The sequence below is a fragment of the Streptomyces sp. NPDC056160 genome, assembly GCF_042268205.1.
Taxonomy (GTDB): domain Bacteria; phylum Actinomycetota; class Actinomycetes; order Streptomycetales; family Streptomycetaceae; genus Streptomyces.
Window position 1 is genome coordinate 1 of record NZ_JBHJUW010000013.1, and the last position, 19,292, is coordinate 19,292.

The 19,292-nt window shown below is 72.0% G+C and carries 16 protein-coding genes; 9 read left to right on the top strand and 7 right to left on the bottom strand.

Annotated elements, in window-relative coordinates; genetic code table 11:
• Positions 1 to 7 precede the first annotated feature (7 nt).
• Positions 8 to 1,249, top strand: a complete 1,242-nt coding sequence (locus ACFC02_RS07005) for a zinc ribbon domain-containing protein (RefSeq protein WP_376353513.1) — start codon at positions 8 to 10, stop codon at positions 1,247 to 1,249.
• A 139-nt stretch (positions 1,250 to 1,388) separates the two neighbouring features.
• On the opposite strand, the gene ACFC02_RS07010 is transcribed toward ACFC02_RS07005, so the two are convergent.
• The 3 genes from ACFC02_RS07010 to ACFC02_RS07020 form a co-directional block, all read right to left on the bottom strand.
• Positions 1,389 to 1,556 carry a hypothetical protein gene (locus ACFC02_RS07010; RefSeq protein WP_376353321.1) on the bottom strand — a complete coding sequence of 56 codons (168 nt, stop codon included), beginning with the start codon at positions 1,554 to 1,556 and terminating at the stop codon, positions 1,389 to 1,391.
• A 154-nt stretch (positions 1,557 to 1,710) separates the two neighbouring features.
• Positions 1,711 to 2,346 carry a LuxR C-terminal-related transcriptional regulator gene (locus ACFC02_RS07015; protein ID WP_376353324.1) on the bottom strand — a complete coding sequence of 212 codons (636 nt, stop codon included), beginning with the start codon at positions 2,344 to 2,346 and terminating at the stop codon, positions 1,711 to 1,713.
• Positions 2,334 to 3,566 carry a sensor histidine kinase gene (locus ACFC02_RS07020; RefSeq protein ID WP_376353326.1) on the bottom strand — a complete coding sequence of 411 codons (1,233 nt, stop codon included), beginning with the start codon at positions 3,564 to 3,566 and terminating at the stop codon, positions 2,334 to 2,336. The genes ACFC02_RS07015 and ACFC02_RS07020 overlap by 13 nt, the downstream gene beginning before the upstream one ends.
• Positions 3,567 to 3,745: 179 nt before the next feature.
• Here ACFC02_RS07020 and ACFC02_RS07025 point away from each other — a divergent pair, with 179 nt between their 5' ends.
• The 3 genes from ACFC02_RS07025 to ACFC02_RS07035 all read left to right on the top strand — a co-directional run bounded on the left by ACFC02_RS07025 (position 3,746) and on the right by ACFC02_RS07035 (position 8,235).
• On the top strand, positions 3,746 to 4,471 hold the full coding sequence (locus ACFC02_RS07025) for an ABC transporter ATP-binding protein (protein ID WP_376353329.1): 726 nt from the start codon (positions 3,746 to 3,748) through the stop codon (positions 4,469 to 4,471).
• A complete protein-coding gene (locus ACFC02_RS07030) occupies positions 4,468 to 6,885 on the top strand; it encodes an FtsX-like permease family protein (protein ID WP_376353332.1) in 2,418 nt (805 codons plus the stop codon). The genes ACFC02_RS07025 and ACFC02_RS07030 overlap by 4 nt, the downstream gene beginning before the upstream one ends.
• Positions 6,886 to 7,059: 174 nt before the next feature.
• Entirely contained in the window at positions 7,060 to 8,235 is a 1,176-nt protein-coding gene (locus ACFC02_RS07035; RefSeq protein ID WP_376353335.1) for a serine hydrolase domain-containing protein, read from the top strand.
• A gap of 74 nt (positions 8,236 to 8,309) precedes the next feature.
• On the opposite strand, the gene ACFC02_RS07040 is transcribed toward ACFC02_RS07035, so the two are convergent.
• Together ACFC02_RS07040 and ACFC02_RS07045 are read right to left on the bottom strand one after the other, a co-directional pair.
• Positions 8,310 to 9,524 (bottom strand): PotD/PotF family extracellular solute-binding protein, encoded by a 1,215-nt coding sequence (locus tag ACFC02_RS07040; protein WP_376353337.1) that lies wholly within the window; start codon positions 9,522 to 9,524, stop codon positions 8,310 to 8,312.
• A gap of 427 nt (positions 9,525 to 9,951) precedes the next feature.
• Positions 9,952 to 11,391: a gamma-aminobutyraldehyde dehydrogenase gene (locus tag ACFC02_RS07045; RefSeq protein ID WP_376353340.1), complete on the bottom strand. Its 1,440-nt coding sequence runs from the start codon at positions 11,389 to 11,391 to the stop codon at positions 9,952 to 9,954.
• Between the two features lie 171 nt (positions 11,392 to 11,562).
• On the opposite strand from ACFC02_RS07045, the gene ACFC02_RS07050 reads away from it, so the two are divergent.
• The 5 genes from ACFC02_RS07050 to ACFC02_RS07070 all read left to right on the top strand — a co-directional run bounded on the left by ACFC02_RS07050 (position 11,563) and on the right by ACFC02_RS07070 (position 16,275).
• Positions 11,563 to 12,087, top strand: a complete 525-nt coding sequence (locus ACFC02_RS07050) for an Lrp/AsnC family transcriptional regulator (RefSeq protein WP_376353342.1) — start codon at positions 11,563 to 11,565, stop codon at positions 12,085 to 12,087.
• The gene (locus ACFC02_RS07055) at positions 12,072 to 13,451 is read left to right on the top strand and encodes an aspartate aminotransferase family protein (protein WP_376353345.1); all 1,380 of its coding nucleotides are present in this window, start codon (positions 12,072 to 12,074) and stop codon (positions 13,449 to 13,451) included. Before ACFC02_RS07050 ends, ACFC02_RS07055 begins: the two co-directional genes overlap by 16 nt.
• Positions 13,452 to 13,722: 271 nt before the next feature.
• A complete protein-coding gene (locus tag ACFC02_RS07060; protein ID WP_376353348.1) occupies positions 13,723 to 14,472 on the top strand; it encodes an ABC transporter ATP-binding protein in 750 nt (249 codons plus the stop codon).
• Positions 14,454 to 15,740 carry a hypothetical protein gene (locus ACFC02_RS07065; protein WP_376353351.1) on the top strand — a complete coding sequence of 429 codons (1,287 nt, stop codon included), beginning with the start codon at positions 14,454 to 14,456 and terminating at the stop codon, positions 15,738 to 15,740. Before ACFC02_RS07060 ends, ACFC02_RS07065 begins: the two co-directional genes overlap by 19 nt.
• Positions 15,741 to 15,858: 118 nt before the next feature.
• Positions 15,859 to 16,275, top strand: a complete 417-nt coding sequence (locus tag ACFC02_RS07070; protein WP_376353354.1) for a VOC family protein — start codon at positions 15,859 to 15,861, stop codon at positions 16,273 to 16,275.
• 373 nt (positions 16,276 to 16,648) lie between these two features.
• Here the strand turns inward: ACFC02_RS07070 and ACFC02_RS07075 are convergent, their stop codons facing one another.
• A complete protein-coding gene (locus ACFC02_RS07075) occupies positions 16,649 to 17,668 on the bottom strand; it encodes an ABC transporter ATP-binding protein (protein ID WP_376353356.1) in 1,020 nt (339 codons plus the stop codon).
• The gene (locus ACFC02_RS07080; RefSeq protein WP_376353516.1) at positions 17,668 to 19,272 is read right to left on the bottom strand and encodes an ABC transporter permease; all 1,605 of its coding nucleotides are present in this window, start codon (positions 19,270 to 19,272) and stop codon (positions 17,668 to 17,670) included. The genes ACFC02_RS07075 and ACFC02_RS07080 overlap by 1 nt, the downstream gene beginning before the upstream one ends.
• Positions 19,273 to 19,292: the final 20 nt, after the last annotated feature.

A 19,292-nucleotide genomic window follows, 5' to 3' on the forward strand; every position in this document is an offset into this window, starting at 1 on the left:
GGACGCGGTGCCCGCCCCGGACGTGCCGCAGTGGCCCGGCTCCCCGCGCCCGGAAGGCGCCGGTGCCGAACCGGCCGCCCCGGCCGCCCCGGCCGCCGGGCCGGCTCCCGCGCCGGACGAGCGCGGCTGGAGCGAGCCGCCCCGCTCCCGCGAGGACGACACCCTGCCGAACATGTCACCGGGGCTGCAGTACTTCTCGGACCCGGCCGCCGCCGCCGACCCGGCCGCACCGCCCGCCGCCACTCCCCCGGCGGCCCCCGCCGCCCCCTCCGGGCCCACCTACGCCCCGCCCGCCGGCGGAACCCCGTCGGCCGCCCCGGCCACCCCGGCCCACGGCACCCCGGAGGACCCGGCGGACCGGGCGCGGCGCCTGCTCATCCCGGTCGCCGACCCCGAGGCCCAGCCCGCGCCGACGCCCTCCGTCGCGCCGGTGCTGCCCGGCCGTCCCGTCGCCCAGCGCCCGCAGTCCGTGCGGGCCCCGGGCGAGGAACTCGGCGCGGACGGCGGCCTCCCGTGCCCCTGGTGCGCCACCCGCAACCGCCCTGACCGGCACTACTGCACGCGGTGCGCGATGCCGATGGCCGGTGACCGGCAGGCGCCGGCGCGGCTGCCGTGGTGGCGGCGGCTGACGCGGGGCGGCAACCGCGAGGCGCCGTGGGCCGGCGACCGCCCCCGGCTGCGCCGCGCCTTCGACCGCGTGCTGACCTGGCTGGGCGCGGCGATCGCGCTGACCCTGGTGATCTTGCTGGCCGTACAGATCCCCGACGGGGTGCAGGCGACCCGCGACCACTTCGCCAAGCGGGCCCCGGTCGCTCCCGACGGGTTCAGGGCCTCCCGCTCGTACCCGGGGCACAAGCCCGACCTGGCCTTCGACAAGCTGAACAACACGTGGTGGGGTCCCGGCGTCTCCGAGTCGGGCCAGGGCCAGTGGATCGAGGCACGCTTCGACGAGCCGACGCGGCTGCTGAACCTGATCATCACCCCGGGGCAGTCCATCCGCGCCGACCAGCTCTCCAAGTCGGCGCTCCCGCACCGCCTGGAGGCCCTGATCACGCTGGCCGACGGCAAGACCACGACCCGTGAACTCGTCCTCGACCAGGGCCCGGGGCCCCAGACCCGCTCCTTCCGCGTCGGCAAGGTGACCTCGGTCCGCTTCACGATCAAGTCGGCGTACCAGACCTCCGCGTCCAAGCAGGTGTCCATCGCCGAGATCGAGTTCTTCGGCGCGTCGAACGCGAGCAGCAGCTGAGCGAGGGGCCCGTACGGGCCCCTCGTGACGACGCCGGCCTGGGTCAGGAAGTGGTGTCCGTTTCCCGCATCACGCATGAGGAGGGGGTGTCCGGCTCGCTGCCGGACACCCCCTCCTCAGGTGCTCTCGCCGCTACGGGTCACTTCTTGCCGCTGGTCAGCCACAGTCCCAGCGCCGATCCGACGAGGACGACGCCGGTACCGACTCCGGCCAGGACCCTCACGGTGCCGGTGTAGTGGGCGAAGGTGCTGACGTAGACCGCCGCCGCCGTGGAGACAAGGAGCAGCAGCCAGAGCACGGGCTTCATCAGGGGTTCCTCCTGTTGTGCGCCCCGGCGGCCCGATGGGCGGCCGGGGTGGGATCTCTTACGCCGTCCACCTTCTCCCTGCGCCCCCGGCCGGCACATCGGCCCGTCCCCCCGGACCTGAGGTGTAGCCAGCTACACCCGTGCGCGACGCAGGTCAGGCGTTCAGGTAGGCGAGCACCGCGCGGACCCGGCGGCTGCCGCTTTCGCTCGGCGGCAGATTCAGCTTGGCGAGGATGCTGCCGATGTGCTTGCTGACGGAACGTTCGGTGATGAACAGGGCCGTGGCGATCGTGGGATTGTCCAGTCCCTGCGCCATCAACCCGAGGACTTCCCGTTCCCGGGGGGACAGCGTGTCGAGCGGGTCCTTTCGGCTCATCAGCTGGGAGACGACCTCAGAGTCCAGCGCCGTTCCGCCCGCGGCAATGCGCTCCAGCGCGTCCTGGAATTCTTCGATATGGCCCACACGGTCCTTGAGCAGGTAGCCGATCCCCGAGGCGCCCTGTCCGAGCAGTTCGGCGGCGTAGCTCTCCTCGACGTACTGGGAGAGCACCAGGAGCGGCAGGCCGGGAATGAGTCTGCGGGCCTCTATGGCGGCACGCAGCCCCTCGTCGCGGAATCCGGGCGGTAGCCGGACGTCCAGAACGGCCACGTCCGGCCGGTGTTCCAGCAGGGCGGGGACGATCTCGGGCCCGCTTCCCACGACGGCCACGATCTCATGCCCGACGTCCTCCAGGAGCAGAATCAGCCCTTCGCGGAGAAGGACGTTGTCCTCCGCGATCACGATCCGCACGGCAGTACCACCTCGATTGTCGTTCCTGAACCGACAGGGCTGTCGATCCTCGTTGTACCGTCCAGGGCGGCGACCCGTCGGCGTATCCCGGCAAGTCCGCTGCCCGAGGCGGAGCCGGGTGCGGCCCCGCCGCACCCGTCGTCCCGCACGACGACGCACAGCGTGGGACCGTCGTACCGCAGCGAGACCTGAGCACGGCTCGCGTTGCTGTGCCGGGCGATGTTGGTCAGCGCCTCGGCGACGACGAAGTAGGCGGCCGCCTCGACGGCGGCGGGGGGACGGCGGTCGGTCTCGGGCAGATCCAGGGTGGTGGGGATCGGCCGGCCCGCGGCCAGGGAGCGGATGGCTCCGTTCAGTCCCCGGTCGGAGAGGATCGGCGGGTGGATGCCGCGGATGACGGTGCGCAGTTGGACAAGTGCTTCGTCCACGGTGGTCCTGGCCTCGAGCACCATTTTCCTGGAACTCCGGGGGTCCTTGTCGAAGCGACGGTCGGCCAGGGCCAGGCGCATGGCCACCGCCACGAGTTGTGCCTGGGTGCCGTCGTGGAGGTCGCGCTCGATCCGGCGGAGTTCCGCCTCGTGGGCCTGGAGGGCTCCCGCGCGCGAGGCGGTCAGTTCCTCGATCCGCCGGCCGGCGCCGGTCCAGGTGCCGAGCATGATCTCGGCGATCCACGTCTCCAGCTTCACGGTGGCGGGGGCCAGCCAGAAGAAGAGGACGCTCAGGACCCAGGCACACACCGCGGACAGGACGATCGCCTGCATCCAGGTGGTGAGCGGGGCCGCGAGGAGGGTGAGGGTTCCGCCGGGAAGGGTCCACCACCACAGCGGGATGGAGATCGTCAGCAGCAGACTGAACAGCACTCCCAGGACGAGGACGGGAAGGACGAGCCCCACGGTGCCGTGAACCAGCATCCATGTCACGTCCTTGCGGGTACCCGGGAAGCGCAGCAGTTGGAGCGTGCGCTGGTAGGCATTGCCTTCGGGCGCCGGGTAGGGCCGGCGCACGGGGCGGCCGAGAACGCGTTCGGCGCGTCGGCGTTCGGCATCGGTCAAGGCGCGCAACGGCTGGAGAGCCCACGGCAGGACCGGCGCGAAGAGCAATGCGAAGCAGACCAGCGGCAACAGACAGTAACCAGCCAGCGAAGGCAGCGCGGTAGTCAGGCCACCCAGCAGGTACCGCGTGGATCGTAGGCTGTGGAGTGCTCTTGCCTTCAGGTCCATGGAGCAAGACGGTACTTCACGCGTCTTCCCTTGTCACAGGTGTGCGCTCCACCTGGCAGGTGGAGCCTGCTACACCCCCGGTCCGGGAGAGAGACCGCTGCCGTCCGCTCGGCTTGCGCGATTACTTTCGGTACTCGTTCTGACCGATCGAGGGAACCGAAGGACCCATCATGCAACCGATGACGACGACCCGGGCCACACCGTTCGCCGTGTCACTGGAGGAGGTCACCCAGTCCTACGGCGAGGTGACCGCGCTGGACCGGGTCAGCTGGGGGTTCCGCAAGGGCAGTCTCACCGCGATCATGGGCCCGTCCGGATCGGGCAAGAGCACCTTCCTGCACTGCGCCTCCGGCCTCGACCGGCCCAGCAGCGGAACGGTGCGGCTCGGGGATCTGGACATGGGCGGGCTCGGCGAGACGCAGTTGACCCGGCTGCGCCGTGAACGGATCGGGTTCGTCTTCCAGGGCTACAACCTGATGCCCTCGATGGATGTCGAGCGCAACATCACCCTCCCGCTGTCCCTCGGCGGCCGCCAGGTGGACAGGCGTTGGCTGGACGAAGTGGTCCACCGGGTGGGGATGGCCGACCATCTGGACCGGCTTCCGGCACTTCTGTCCGGCGGCCAGCAGCAGCGTGTGGCGGTCGCCCGAGCGCTTGTCACCCGCCCGGAGATCGTCTTCGCCGACGAGCCGACCGCCGCGCTCGACCCGAAGTCGGCCGAGCACGTCCTGAAACTGCTGCGTGACGCGGTCGACGAGATGGGGCAGACGGTCGTGCTGGTCACCCACGACCCGATGGCGGCGGCCTGGGCCGACAGCGTCGTCTTCCTGAGCAGGGGCAGCATCGTCGACGAGCTCACGGCTCCCTCCGCCGCAGCCGTCCTGGCCCGTTGGGGCACGCTGTGAGGCGTGGGATCGCCGCCGGAGTGGCGGCGGCACTGTTGTGCGCGGCCGCGTTGACGGGCGCGTTCGGGGTCCTGCTGGAGTCCGCGCTACGGGCGCACGGATCGGTCGACCGCTATGGGCGCGCCGTGGCCGTCGTCGCCGCGAGCCAGCGCGTCGAGACCGTCCGGGACGACCAGACCGATGCCAGGCCACTGGCGGAACGGGCCCGGGTACCGGTATCGGTGGCGGACCGGGTACGCGAAGTACCGGGAGTCACCGAGGTGGTCGCGGACGTCTCCTTGCCGGTGGTCACCGCCGACGGGGCCGTGCGGACCGGCCGCGGCTGGGACGCGACCGCGCTCACCGCTGTCGAACTGCGCGCCGGCCGGGCCCCGCGGGCGGAACACGAGGTCGCGGTGGACTCCGGCAGCGGCAGGGCCGTCGGCGACACCGTCCGCCTGCAGGCCGGCGGCGGGGCGCCGGAGCCCTACCGGGTCACCGGTCTGGTGGCCGGCCGGTCCGCCGCGGGCCACGACGTCTGGTTCGGCCAGCGCACGGCACAGGCTCTCAGCGGCCGCCCCGATCACGCGGACGCGCTGGTCGTGCTCGGCACGAAGGAGACCTCCGCCCAGTCGCTGCGGGCAGCCGCCCCCGGTCTCCTCGTCGCGACCGGCGCGGACCGCGGCGACGTCGAGAACCCGCAGGTGGCGGCGGCACGACTCGACCTGATCGGCATCTGTGCGTCGATCGGCGGTGTCGCCCTCCTGGTGGTGCTGCTGATCGTGACCGGTCTGCTGGACGTGTCCGTACGGGACCGGACCCGCGAGCTCGCTGTCCTGCGCGCCATCGGTGCCACCCCCCGGCAGGTCCGCCGGGTGATCGTCCGCGAGACACTCAAGGTCGCGGTACCGGCGTCGCTCCTGGGCGGTCTGCTGTCGCTGGGGCTCGGCACTCTGCTGCACCGCTTCATGGCCGAACAGGGCGTCCTGCCCCCGGGGCTGGGGCTCGCTCTGGGACCGTTGCCCGTCGTCGGTGCCCTGGCGCTCGCGGTCCTCACCGCAGTCGGTTCCGCCTGGCTCGCGGCCCGACGCGTCTCCGGGATCCGGCCGGCCAGGGCCTTGAGCGAGACCTCCACCGAACCGACCCGGCTACCGCGCTGGCGCATGGTCACCGGCCTGGTGTTCCTGGTCGTCGGTCTCAGTTCGGCCGCCACCGCGTTCGCGTTCGGCGGGCAGGTGGCGACCGCGGCCATGGGCGGACTCGTACTCTCCCTCATCTGGGCCGCGGCTCTGCTGGGCCCCTGGATCGCCCGGGCGGGCATCGTCGTCCTCGGACCGATCATGCGTCTGCTGTCCCCGGTCCCGGGGCGGCTTGCCACCGACACGGCCACAGCCGCGGCCGTGCGACTCGCATCGGTCATCACGCCGATCGCGCTCGCGCTCTCCTTCGGCGCCAGCCAGCTGTTCGTGCAGACCACCGCGGTCAACGCCACCCGGACACAGGCGGCTGCGGGTCTGCGCGCGGACCACGTCCTCGTCTCGGACGGGCCGGGCGTGCCCCGGGCCATGTACCAGGAAGTGAAGAAGGCGGCCGGGCCGGGCACCGTGACCGCGGTGAAGCGCACCCTGGTGGTGATGTCGGTCGCCGACCAGCTCCAGTCCCTGCCCGCCCAAGGGCTGCTGGGCGCGCTGTCGAACCTGGACCCGGGCGTGAAGGCGGGCTCGCTGAAGGGCCTGCGCGGCGAGAACACGGTCGCGCTCAGTTCGAACGTCGCCGGCCCGGCCGATGTCGGTTCGACCGTGTCCCTCTGGCTCGGCGACGGGACCCGGATCCACCCCGAGGTGGTAGCCGTCTACGACCGGGGCCAAGGTTTCGGGGATGTCCTGCTGCCTCACGATGTGGTCGCCGGCCACGTCACCGACGCGGGCCACGACGACTACCTCCTGGTGAAGGGAGAAGCCGACCTGCGACCGGTGCTCGACCGCTTCCCCGGGACCCGTGCCACGTCCGCCGGACAGTACAGTGCGGCTCTCACCGAGAAAGCCCGCCGGGAAAGCGTGCCCGGGCTGATCGCGGTCGCGGCGATCTCCCTGTTCACCCTGATCGGCGTCATGACCACACTGGCCGTCGCCACCGCGTCCCGCCGTCGTGAACTGGCTCTGCTCCGGCTCATCGGCGCAACCCGCGGCCAGGTTCTGGCAATGCTGCGGCTGGAGACCTGCCTCGTCCTCGGTACGGGGGCCGTCGTCGGCTCCCTGGTCGCGGCGGTGACGCTGCTGACCTTCGGCGGCGCGGTGACCGGTCTGTCCGCGCTGTCGGTGTCCCCCTCGGTCTGCGCGGCCGTACTCGGCACGGTGTTCCTGTCCGGCACGGCAGCCGTCATGCTGCCCGCCCGCCGGCTGCTGCGCCGCCGAAAGTCTCCTCGCATCACGTAGCGGAACGGGGTCCCGCCTCTCCCATGCTCCCCGTCCTCGGGCGGGGGCACGGGAGGAGGGCCGTTCCTTCCTGCGCCGCGACCAACAGGCCGAGCCACCGGCAGGCCCGTCGCACCACGACCACTTCTCCCTGACCCACCGACGTTGTTCCCCTATATCGACAGGAGTTGTTCCATGCACGCACGTGTATCGCCGAGGTTGCGTCCCGCTCTTTCGCGAGGCGGCCGACGTAAGACCCTGCTCGCCGTGGCCGTGCTCACCGGGGCCGTCATGACCACCGGCGCACTGTTCCCGCCCGCGGCCTCCGCCGCCAAGCCGGACACCGTCCAAAGCAGCCTCAACACCTTGGTGGCCGACGACCAGATACCCTCCGCGTCGGCGAGCGTCACGGACCGCAAGGGCCGGATACGTCACTACACCGCCGGTGTCGGCGACCTCAAGACCGGGGCGAAGGTACCCGAGGACGGCCAGGTACGGGCCGGCAGCAACACCAAGGCCTTCACGGCCGTGGTCGCCCTGCAACTGGTCGCCGAGAAGAAGATCGCCCTCGACACCCCCGTCGACACCTACCTGCCCGCCCTGCTGCGCGGCGAGGGCATCGACGGACGCCACATCACCGTCCGCCAACTCCTCCAGCACACCAGCGGCCTGCCCGACTACCTGGACGCCCCCGTCTTCGCGGACTTCCCGGCCGTCCGGTACCGGTACTTCGAGCCACGCGACCTGATCGACGGCGCCCTCGCGCAGAAGGCCCACTTCTCCCCGGGCGCGAAGTGGGAGTACAGCAACACGAACTACCTGGTCGCGGGCCTGATCATCCAGAAGGCCACCGGCCGCCCGCTGGGCGAGGAGATCAACCGGCGCATCATCGACCGCATCGGACTGCGCCACACCTACTTCCCCACCCCCGGAGAGACGACCGTCCGCGAGCCCCATCCCAAGGGCTACGAACGGGAGACGGACGACGGACCTCTGATCGACTACACCACCATGGACATGTCCATGGCCTGGTCTGCGGGTGCTGTGGTTTCCACCAACAGCGACCTCAACCGCTTCTACACCGCCCTCCTCGGCGGCAAGCTCCTTCCCCCGGCCCAGCTCGCCCAGATGCGCACCACCGTCCCCGCGGAGTCACGCGGCCCCGGCGTCCGCTACGGACTGGGCCTGACCAGCACGCCGCTGTCATGCGGCGGCGTCTACTGGGGTCACGGCGGAACCGCCCTGGGATACCGGACCCGAGGAGGCGTCACAGAGGACGGACGTGCCGCCGACGTCACGGTGACCACCACCCCGACGGGTGCGGCCTCCCAGCGGGTGGAGGCCGCCGTCGACACGGCGCTGTGCCGCTGATCCAGGCAGAGACAGGCGGGAAGACGGCCCGCGGGGTCGTCGACGCGTTCCGGCGGCCCCGCCCCCGCCTCGCTTCACAGTCCCACGATCTTGTTCCACCGCCGGGCGAACTCCACCCGTTCCGTGGAGGTGATGTCGCGGGCGATGGCCAGGCGCCGCCGCATGGTGGCGTCGGGGAAGGTCAGCGGGTTCTCGGCCAGGGCGGCCGTCTCCTTGTCGTCGGAGGCGGCCAGCACCTCCTTGGCCGCCGGGACCGGGCAGACGTAGTTCACCCAGGCGGCGAGGTCGGCGGCCACGTCGGGCCGGCAGTAGTAGTCGATCAGCCGCTCGGCGTTGGCCTTGTGGTCGGCCCGGTCGGGGATCATCAGGGAGTCCGACCACAGCTCGGCGCCCTCCTCGGGCACGACGAAGCGGATGTCGGGGTTGTCCGCCTGGAGCTGGATCACGTCGCCCGAGTAGGCCTGGCAGGCCAGGACGTCACCGCTGACCAGGTCCTTGGTGTAGTCGTTGCCGGTGAAGCGGCGGATCTGGCCGCGGGCGACCTGCTTCTCCACCTGGTCGCAGACCTGGTGGAAGTCGTTCGCGGTCCACTTCCTGATGTCGACCCCGTTGCCCTGCATCAGCAGGGCGAAGGACTCGTCCAGGCCGGACAGCAGTGTCACCCTGCCCTTGAGGTCGCTCGCCCACAGGTCCGAGACGCGGTGGATGTCACGGCCGAGCCGGCGGCGGTCGTAGGCGATGCCGGTGATGCCCGACTGGTAGGGCACGGTGAACTTCCGCCCGGGGTCGAAGGCGGGCGAACGCAGTAGCGGATCCAGGTACTTGGCGACGTTCGGCTGCCGGGCCCGGTCCATCTCCTGCACCCAGCCCAGGCGGACGAAGCGCGCGCACATCCAGTCGCTGATGACGATGAGGTCGCGGCCCGGTTTCTGGTGGTTCATCAGGGACGGGCTGATCTTGCCGAAGAACTCGTCGTTGTCGTTGATCTCCTCGGAGTAGCCGACGGAGATCCCGGTGCTCTTCTCGAAGGCCTCCAGGGTGGGCCGCCGGTTCGGGTTCTTGTCGTCGGTGTCGATGTAGAGCGGCCAGTTCGACCAGGTCAGCCGCTTGTCGGTGGCCGATCGGTCCGGTCCGGAGCGGTCGCCCGCAGCGACGTAGGCGGCGGGCACCCCGCAGCCGGCGAGCGCGCCGAGCGCGGCGGTGGAGCCGAGGGCGCGCAGCAGGGAACGGCGGGAGGAGGCGGGCGCGTTGCGCGGCGGTGTGCGGGGCGTCAGCGGAGTCCGGGGCATCCCCGCAGCATGCCGCCCGCGCCCGCCCCGGACAATCGACGCTCCGTCGAGCCCGGCGGGGCCTTCCCGACACCTTGTCGATCACGTCCGGCCGCTCCCCCGCCCGGTCGGCGGGAGTCGGCCGTCCGCCGCTGCCGGGGCGCCGGCCCGGCGGCATCCCGCGGGCCGTCGTACGCCGAATCCGGCGCGGGAGCGTCCCGCGCACCGTCTCACTCGGCATCCGGCACGGGGCCGCCCCGCGCACCGTCTCACTCAGCATCCGGCACACGGCCGCCCCGCCCGCCGTCTCACTCAGCATCCGGCACACGGCCGCCCCGCCCGCCGTCTCGCTCGGCATCCCGCACGACGGCGCACCGCGGCCCCGGACGGTCCGTCCTCCGTCCGGGGCCGCGGTGGCTGCGGTGGCCGCGGTGGCGCCGCCGGGGCCTCAGCCCTCCAGCGAGGTCATCACGTGCTTGACGCGCGTGTAGTCCTCGAAGCCGTACGCCGACAGGTCCTTGCCGTAACCGGACTTCTTGAAGCCGCCGTGGGGCATCTCGGCGACCAGCGGGATGTGGGTGTTGATCCACACGCAGCCGAAGTCGAGCTTCTTGGACATCCGCATGGCGCGGGCGTGGTTCTTGGTCCACACCGAGGAGGCCAGCGCGTACTCGACGCCGTTGGCCCACTCGACGGCCTGGTCCTCGTCCGTGAAGGACTGCACGGTGATGACCGGGCCGAAGACCTCCTTCTGGATGATCTCGTCGTCCTGCTTGAGGCCGGAGACGACGGTCGGGGCGTAGAAGTAGCCCTTGTCGCCGACCTGGTGGCCGCCGGCCTCGACCTTGGCGTGGGCGGGCAGCCGCTCGATGAAGCCGGCGACCTGCTTGAGCTGGTTGGGGTTGTTCAGCGGGCCGTACAGGACGTCCTCGTCGTCGGGCTGCCCGGTCTTCGTGTCCTCGGCGGCCTTGGCGAGCGCGGAGACGAACGCGTCGTGGATCGACTCGTGGACGAGGACGCGGGTCGCGGCCGTGCAGTCCTGGCCGGCGTTGAAGTAGCCGGCCGTGGCGATGTCCTCGACGGCCTTGTCGATGTCGGTGTCCTCGAAGACGACGACGGGGGCCTTGCCGCCCAGCTCCAGGTGGACCCGCTTGAGGTCCTTGGAGGCGGACTCGGCCACCGACATGCCGGCCCGGACGGAGCCGGTGATGGAGGCCATCGCCGGGGTCTCGTGCTCGACCATGAGGCGGCCGGTGTCGCGGTCGCCGCAGACGACGTTGAAGACGCCCTTGGGCAGGATCGAGCCGATGATGTCGGCGATCAGGACGGTGGAGGCCGGGGTGGTGTCCGACGGCTTGAGGACGACCGTGTTGCCGGCGGCGAGCGCCGGGGCGAACTTCCACACGGCCATCATCATCGGGTAGTTCCACGGCGCGACCTGCGCGCAGACGCCGATCGGCTCGCGGCGGACGATGGAGGTCAGGCCCTCCATGTACTCCCCGGCCGAACGGCCCTCCAGCATCCGCGCCGCGCCCGCGAAGAAGCGGATCTGGTCGACCATCGGCGGGATCTCCTCGGAGCGGGTCAGCCCGATCGGCTTGCCCGTGTTCTCCACCTCGGCCGCGATCAGTTCCTCCGCGCGCTCCTCGAAGGCGTCCGCGATCTTCAGCAGCGCCTTCTGCCGCTCGGCCGGGGTGGTGTCGCGCCAGGCCGGGAAGGCCGCGGCGGCGGCCGCCATGGCGGCGTCGACGTCCGCCTGACCGGACAGCGGGGCGGTCGCGTACGCCTCACCGGTCGCGGGATTGACCACCTCGGTGGTCCGTCCGTCGGCGGCGTCCCGGAACTCACCGTCGATGTAGTTGCGCAGACGACGCAGCTCGGTGCTCACTGCCGGCCCTCCTGGGTTGGTTCAAGGTGTCCACTCACTGAGACACCCACCCTAGTCGCCACCCCGACGTTTTCAACACCCCCGCCACCATGACATCTGCGAAATCCGCAAGAGTGGCAGCCATAAACAACGAATTTCATCGCTTCGGGCTTGCGGAACTGTCGAGACGTCGTGCAGAGTGAGGACGTGGCCAGTCGAAGCGCAGAGCAGAGGGACTCGTCCCGCGAGTCCCGCAACGGGAACGGCACCCCCCAGCTGGACGCCGTCTCCCTCGCCATCATCCAGCAGCTCCAGGAGGACGGCCGCCGGCCCTACGCGGCGATCGGCAAGGCCGTCGGCCTCTCCGAGGCGGCCGTGCGCCAGCGCGTGCAGAAGCTGCTGGACCAGGGCGTCATGCAGATCGTCGCCGTCACGGACCCGCTCACCGTGGGCTTCCGCCGGCAGGCGATGGTCGGGGTGAACGTCGAGGGCGATGTCGAGGCCATCGCGGACGCGCTGACTGACATGTCGGAAGTCGAGTACGTGGTGATGACCGCGGGCTCGTTCGACATCCTCGCCGAGATCGTCTGCGAGGACGACGACCACCTGCTGGACGTCATCAACAAACGCATCCGGGCCCTTCCCGGCGTGCGCTCCACCGAGAGCTTCGTCTACCTGAAGCTCAAGAAGCAGACCTACATGTGGGGAACCCGATAACCGTGAGCAAGGACCTCAGCCGTACCGCGTACGACCACCTGTGGATGCACTTCACCCGCATGTCCTCGTACGAGAACTCCCCCGTGCCGACCATCGTGCGCGGTGAGGGCACCTACATCTACGACGACCAGGGCAAGCGCTACCTCGACGGTCTGGCCGGCCTGTTCGTGGTCCAGGCCGGCCACGGCCGCACCGAACTGGCCGAGACCGCCTTCAAGCAGGCCCAGGAACTGGCCTTCTTCCCGGTCTGGTCCTACGCCCACCCCAAGGCCGTCGAGCTGGCCGAGCGCCTCGCCGACTACGCCCCGGGCGACCTGAACAAGGTCTTCTTCACCACCGGCGGCGGCGAGGCCGTCGAGACCGCCTGGAAGCTCGCCAAGCAGTACTTCAAGCTCACCGGCAAGCCGATGAAGCACAAGGTCATCTCGCGTGCGGTCGCCTACCACGGCACCCCGCAGGGCGCCCTGTCCATCACCGGCCTGCCGGGCCTGAAGGCCCCCTTCGAGCCGCTGGTCCCGGGCGCGCACAAGGTCCCGAACACCAACATCTACCGTGCCCCGATCTTCGGCGACGACCCCGAGGCCTTCGGCCGCTGGGCCGCCGACCAGATCGAGCAGCAGATCCTCTTCGAGGGCCCGGAGACGGTCGCCGCCGTCTTCCTGGAGCCGGTGCAGAACGCCGGCGGCTGCTTCCCGCCGCCGCCCGGGTACTTCCAGCGCGTGCGCGAGATCTGCGACCAGTACGACGTGCTGCTCGTCTCCGACGAGGTCATCTGCGCCTTCGGCCGCCTGGGCACCATGTTCGCCTGCGACAAGTTCGGCTACGTCCCGGACATGATCACCTGCGCCAAGGGCATGACCTCGGGCTACTCCCCGATCGGCGCCTGCATCATCTCCGACCGCCTGGCCGAGCCGTTCTACAAGGGCGACAACACCTTCCTGCACGGCTACACCTTCGGCGGCCACCCGGTCTCCGCCGCCGTCGGCCTGGCCAACCTCGACCTGTTCGAGCGCGAGGGCCTCAACCAGCACGTACTGGACAACGAGGGCGCCTTCCTGTCCACGCTGCAGAAGCTGCACGACCTCCCGATCGTCGGCGACGTCCGCGGCAACGGCTTCTTCTACGGCATCGAGCTGGTCAAGGACAAGAACACCAAGGAGTCCTTCAACGACGAGGAGACCGAGCGCGTCCTGTACGGCTTCCTCTCCAAGGCGCTGTACGACAACGGCCTGTACTGCCGTGCCGACGACCGCGGCGACCCGGTCGTCCAGCTCGCCCCGCCGCTGATCTCCAACCAGGAGACCTTCGACGAGATCGAGCAGATCCTGCGCGCGGTCCTGACGGAGGCCTGGACCAAGCTGTGACCGACGCGTCACGGTGAGCACCCGCTGAGGCGCGTACCTCCGATCAGATGATCATCACCGGCCCCGGAGCCGTCCGTTCGAGTGGGAAACGGCGGCCCGGGGCCGTGTGCTGTCCGGCGCCACGGCCCCGGCTGCCTAGCGTGCGTCGTGACCGATCGGCTCCGCCTTCGTTCCCCCGTACGAGGGATTCGTACGGAGAACGGGCACGAGGGATCCCCGGACCCGCACGGCACCCCGCGCGGCATTCCTGATCCGAACCGAGGTGCATGCCATGGTGGCCCCGCCGGACAACGACGTGCTCTGGGCACGCGCCCTGCACTACACCCACAAGGACGGCTCGCCCGCCCTCAGCGGCGTCTCGCTCGGCGTCCGCCAGGGCGAGATCCTCGCCGTCGCCGGACCGTGCGGCAGTGGCAAGACCACCTTGCTGCGCTGTCTGTCCGGCATGGTGCGGGTCCGCGAGGGCGAGGTCTGGTTCAACAGCGCCCCCGTCCACACCCTCGGCCCCCTCGCCCGCGAGCGGCTGCGCCGCGACCGGTTCGGCTGGATCGACCCCGCCCCCGCCCTCGTCCCGGAACTGAACGCCTGGGAGAACACCGCCCTGCCGCTCATGCTGCGCGGCACCGGCAGACGCCGGGCCAAGGTGGCCGCCCTGGAGTGGCTGGAACGCCTGGACGTCGGCGAACTGGCCCGCAGACGCCCGCACCAGCTGCGCCAGGCCGAACGGCAGCGCGTCTGCATCGCCCGCGCGCTGGCCCCCGCACCCACGGTGCTGTTCGCCGACGAACCGACCGCCCCGCTGCACCGCGCCGACCGCGCCCACGTGCTGCGCACCCTCACCACAGCGGCCCGCTCCCACGGCATCACCGTCCTGCTGGCCACCCACGACGCTCGGACCGCGGCGCTCGCCGACCGCACGGTGGCCCTCCAGGACGGGCGGTGCGTGAAGAGCGTGCACCTGCCCCCGGCCGGTGACGGCGACACGACGGAAGGCCGGGCGGCGTGCTCGCTCTCCGTCTGACCCGCGTCGCCCACCCCGCCGTCCAGTTGCGCCGCCTGACGGTCGTCGCCGCCTCGGCGGGCACCGGCTTCCTGCTGCTGTGCAGCCTGGCCTACGCCCTCGGCCACCCGGAGGAATCCGGCGCAGCGCTGCTGCGGCTGTCCTGGTGCGTGGTGCCGCTGACCGCCACGGTGTACCTCACGGTCGTCGTGGCCCGCACCGACCCCGCCACCCGGCCCCGCGCCGCGCTGTCCGCGCTCGGCCTGGGACCGGGCCGCCTGATGGCCGTCTCGGCGGCCACCACCGTCCTGTCCTGCACGGCCGGTTCCCTCCTCGCGCTGCTGCTCTTCCTGCACCTGCGCGGTGACCTGACCGGGCTGCCGTTCGACGGTGCCGCCTCGGGGTTCCTCGCCGCGGGCAAGCGGCTGCCGGTGCCGGGCGCGCTGACGCTGCTGGCGATCGTCCCGGTGCTGGCGTCGGCGGCGGTCGCCTGGTCCCTGCGCCCGCGCGAGCCCCGGCCGGCGGGCCGCGCCACCGGGACCGCGCCCCCCGTGCGGGACGAGGCGCCCGCCGCCGGCGCCGCTCCCGAGGACGCCACCGTCGAAGCCGGTCCGGAGGCCGCCGCCGAAGCCGGTTGCGAGGCCGCCCCCGTGGACGACGCCGACCCGCACCGCCCGCTGCCGCCCCGCCGGCCGCCCGCCGGTCTGCCCTGGGGGGTGGCCGTCCTGGCGGTGGGCCTCACCGTGGAGGCCTACGCGGGCCGCTCCGCCTCCCGCACGGCCCTGCCCAGCGGACTCGCCGCCGACTCCGCGCCGGTCCTCGCCGGCTGGCTGCTCACCGCACTCGGCCTGGCCCTGGCCGGCCCCGGCCTGACCCACCTGTGCGGCCGCGTCCTGCAAGCGGTGCGCCCCGGCGCGGTACGGCTGCTGGCGGGCAGGGTGCTGATGGAGGAGGCGGGCCGCATCGGCCGACCGCTGGGGGTCGTCTGCGCGGTGGCCTCCGGTGCGTACGCCGCGGTCGCCCTGTCCGGCGGCTCGGCACCGTCCCTCGGCCCCCTGACCGCCCTCGGCGGACTCCTCGTGGCCGGCTGCGCGGTGGCGGCCCTGCTCACCGCCGCCGTGGAGGCCCGCCAGTCCCGGTCCGCCACCATCGCCGCCCTGCGCAGGCTCGGCGCCCCCGCCACCACGCTCCGGTCCGCCGCCGCCCTGCGCGCGGGCGCCCTGCTGGCCCTGTTCGTCCCGCTGACCCTGGCGGTCGCGGGCCTCGCCGCGCTGCCCCTGGCGCGCTGAACGCCCGCACGAAAACCCGTACGAGAAAAGTTCCGCGGCACCGATGAGTTCCGGGCGCAGGTCCGGTCCACCCCATCGAACAGCACGAACGGCGGCACCGCAGAGGGAGAGACCCACCATGTCGAACAGCTACCAGCAGATGATCTTCGTGAACCTGGCGACCGAGGACGTGGCCGCGTCAGGGAAGTTCTTCACCGAGCTGGGCTACACCATCAACCCGCAGTTCTCCACCGACGACTGCGCCTGCGTCGTCATCAGCGACACGATCATCGCGATGCTCCTCGGCAAGAAGCGCTACGCGGACTTCACCGAGAAGGAGATCGCGGACTCCACCCGCAGCAGCGAGGTGCTGATCTGTCTGAGCGCCGAGAGCCGCGAGAAGGTCGACGAGCTGGTCGAGAAGGCGGTCGCCGCGGGCGGCACGGTCACCGGCAAGACCCAGGACTACGGCCACATGTACGGCCGCGCCTTCGACGACCTCGACGGCCACACCTGGGAGGTCATGTGGATGGACCCGGCGGCGGTCCAGGGCTGACGGGACACAGCCGGACGGACACGGTGCGCGGGGCCCCGAAGGGGCGGGAACCCGCGGGCGGTCAGGGAAAGGGCAGAGCACACGCCCTCGCGGGACGCATGCGCTGACACCCGCTCCGGAGCACTCGTAGACCAGTGCCCCCGGGGGGGGTGCCGGGGCGCTCCGGGGTCTTCCGCAAAGGCCCCGCACCCCCTTCACCCCCGGCACTTGCGCATCCGTGAAGGGCACCGTGGCCGTCTTGGCCATCTCCCGCCGCACCGACGCGGCGCGCGCGACGACGGCTGACGCGCCCCTTTGCTCCCCCTCCCCTGACGCGCCCCTTTGCTCCCCCCTGACGCGCCCCTGCGCTCGGCCTCTCGCGGGGGGGCGCCGGTCAGCCCAGCACCACGATGTCGTCCGGGTCGAACGCCACGCCCGTCTCGTCCCCGACCTCGGGGGCCGACCGCAGCGGGCAGGCCGCCTCCAGCCGCGGCGCGTCCGGCGGCTGGAGGCGCACGGCGACATGGGTGCCCTTGAACGTGCGGGCGACCACCGTGCTGCGCAGGCCCTCCTCCACGGGGACGAGGCGGACACCGGCCGGCCGTACGAGGACGCTCCGGGTGCCCTGCGGGGCGCCCGCGGGCACCGGGACCTTGCCCCACGCAGTGATCGCTCTCTCGCCGTCCACCTTCGCCTCGACGACGTTCTCGAAGCCGAGGAAGCGGGCCACGAAGGCGTCCGCCGGGTGCTGCCAGACCTCAAGAGGCGTACCGGACTGGGCGATTCGGCCCTCGCGCATCACCACCACACGGTCGGCGAGCGCGAACGCCTCGCCCTGGTCGTGGGTGACGGCGAGGACGGTGGTGCCCAGCCGGCCGAAGAGTTCGCGCAGTTCGACGACGAGGCGTTCGCGCAGCGAGCGGTCGAGCTGGCCGAGCGGTTCGTCCAGCATGAGCAGGCGGGGCCGGGGCGCCAGCGCCCGGGCGAGGGCGACGCGCTGCTGCTCGCCGCCGGACAGGGCGGCGACGGCCCGTGCTCCCGCGCCCGGGAGGCCGACCAGTTCCAGCAGTTCGGCCACCCGGGCCGTCCTGTCCTGCCGGGCCGTGCCGTGCATCCGCAGCCCGAAGCCGACGTTGCCCGCCACGTCCCGCTGCGGGAACAGCTGGTGGTCCTGGAACATCAGGCCGACCTCGCGGCGGTGCACCGGCACCCCCGCCTGGTCGCGCCCGTCGAGCAGCACCCGGCCGGAGTCCAGCGGCTGCAGGCCGGCCACGGCCCGCAGCAGCGTCGACTTGCCGCTGCCGCTGGGGCCGAGCACGCACACGATCTCGTGCTCGGCGACCGCCAGGTCGACGGCGTCCAGGACAGCCCGCCCGCCGAAGCGGACGGTGGCTGCCGCAAGGCTCAGCAGCATCAGAACTCCCCCGTCCGGTCCGCACTGCGCAGCCTCTCCAGCACGAGCAGGGACATCGCGCACACCACCATGAGAATCGTCGAGAGGGCCATGGCCTGACCGTAGTTGAGGTCGCCGGGCCGGGCGAGCAGCCGGGCCACGGCCACCGGCAGGGTCGGGTTGTCGGGGCGGGCGATGAACACCGTCGCGCCGAACTCCCCGAGGGAGACGGCGAAGGCGAACCCGGCGGCGACCAGCAGCGCCCGCCGCACCAGTGGCAGGTCGACCTCCCGCCACACCCGCCACGGCGACGCCCCGAGCACCGCCGCCGCCTCCCGCAGCCGTACGTCCACCGCGCGCAGCACCGGCAGCATGGTCCGTACGACGAACGGCACGCCGACCAGGGCCTGGGCGAGGGGGACCAGGACCCAGGACTGCCTGAGGTCCAGCGGCGGCTTGTCCAGGGAGATCAGGAAACCGAAGCCGACGGTCACCGCCGACACCCCGAGCGGCAGCATCAGCAGTGCGTCGAAGCCGCGGACGAGCCGGCCGGTGTCCCGGCGGGTGAGCGCGGCGGCGGCGAGGGAGCCGATGACGACGGCGATGGCGGTCGCGGCGGCGGCGTAGGACAGCGAGGCGCCGACCGCGTGGATCGGGGCGACGAGGAAGGTGCCGCCGTCGGGGTCGGTCAGCGCACGGTAGTAGCCGAATCCGGGGGCGGTGAGCGAGCGCTGCACCAGTACGGCGAGCGGCAGCAGCAGGAGCAGGGCGATGCTGGTGAGGACGGCGGCCAGCAGCGTCCACTGCCCGGCACCGCGCGGGCGGCGGGCGGTGCGGGAGGGGTCCACCAGTTTCAGCGCGGTCTCCCTGCGCCGTACGGTCCGGGCGTGCACGGCGAGGATCGCGCCGACCGCGAGGAACTGCACGATCGTCAGGACGGCGGCGGTGGACAGGTCGAAGAGTTCGGACGTCTGCCGGTAGATCTCCACCTCCAGGGTGGAGAAGGCGGGGCCGCCGAGGATCTGCACCACGCCGAAGGAGGTGAAGGTGAAGAGGAACACCATGAGCGCGGCGGCGGCGACCGCGGGCGCCAGGGCGGGCAGGGTGACCTTGCGCCAGGCGGTCAGCGGCGCCGCGCCGAGCATCCGCGCGGCCTCCTCCTGCCGCGGGTCGAGCTGCGACCACAGGCCGCCCACGGTCCGTACGACGACGGCGTAGTTGAAGAAGACGTGCGCGAGGAGGATGGCCCACACGGTGGTGTCCAGCCGCACCCCCCACAGTTCGTCGAGGAGTCCGCCGCGCCCGAGCAGGGCGAGGAACGCGGTGCCGGCGACGACCGTGGGTAGCACGAACGGCACGGTCACCACGGCCCGCAGGACGTGGCGTCCGGGGAAGTCGTAGCGGGCGAAGACGTACGCGCCGGGCAGGGCGATCAGCAGGGTGAGCGCCGTGGAGGCGAGCGCCTGCCAGGTGGTGAACCACAGCACGTGCCGGATGTCGGAGCGGCCGAGCACGTCCGCGATCCGCCCGATGTGCCAGGTGCCGTCGCTCTGCAGGCCGCGCCGGACGATCGCGGTCACCGGGTAGGCGAAGAACACCGCGAAGAACGCGACGGGCGCCGCCATCAGGGCGAGCCGCACCGCGT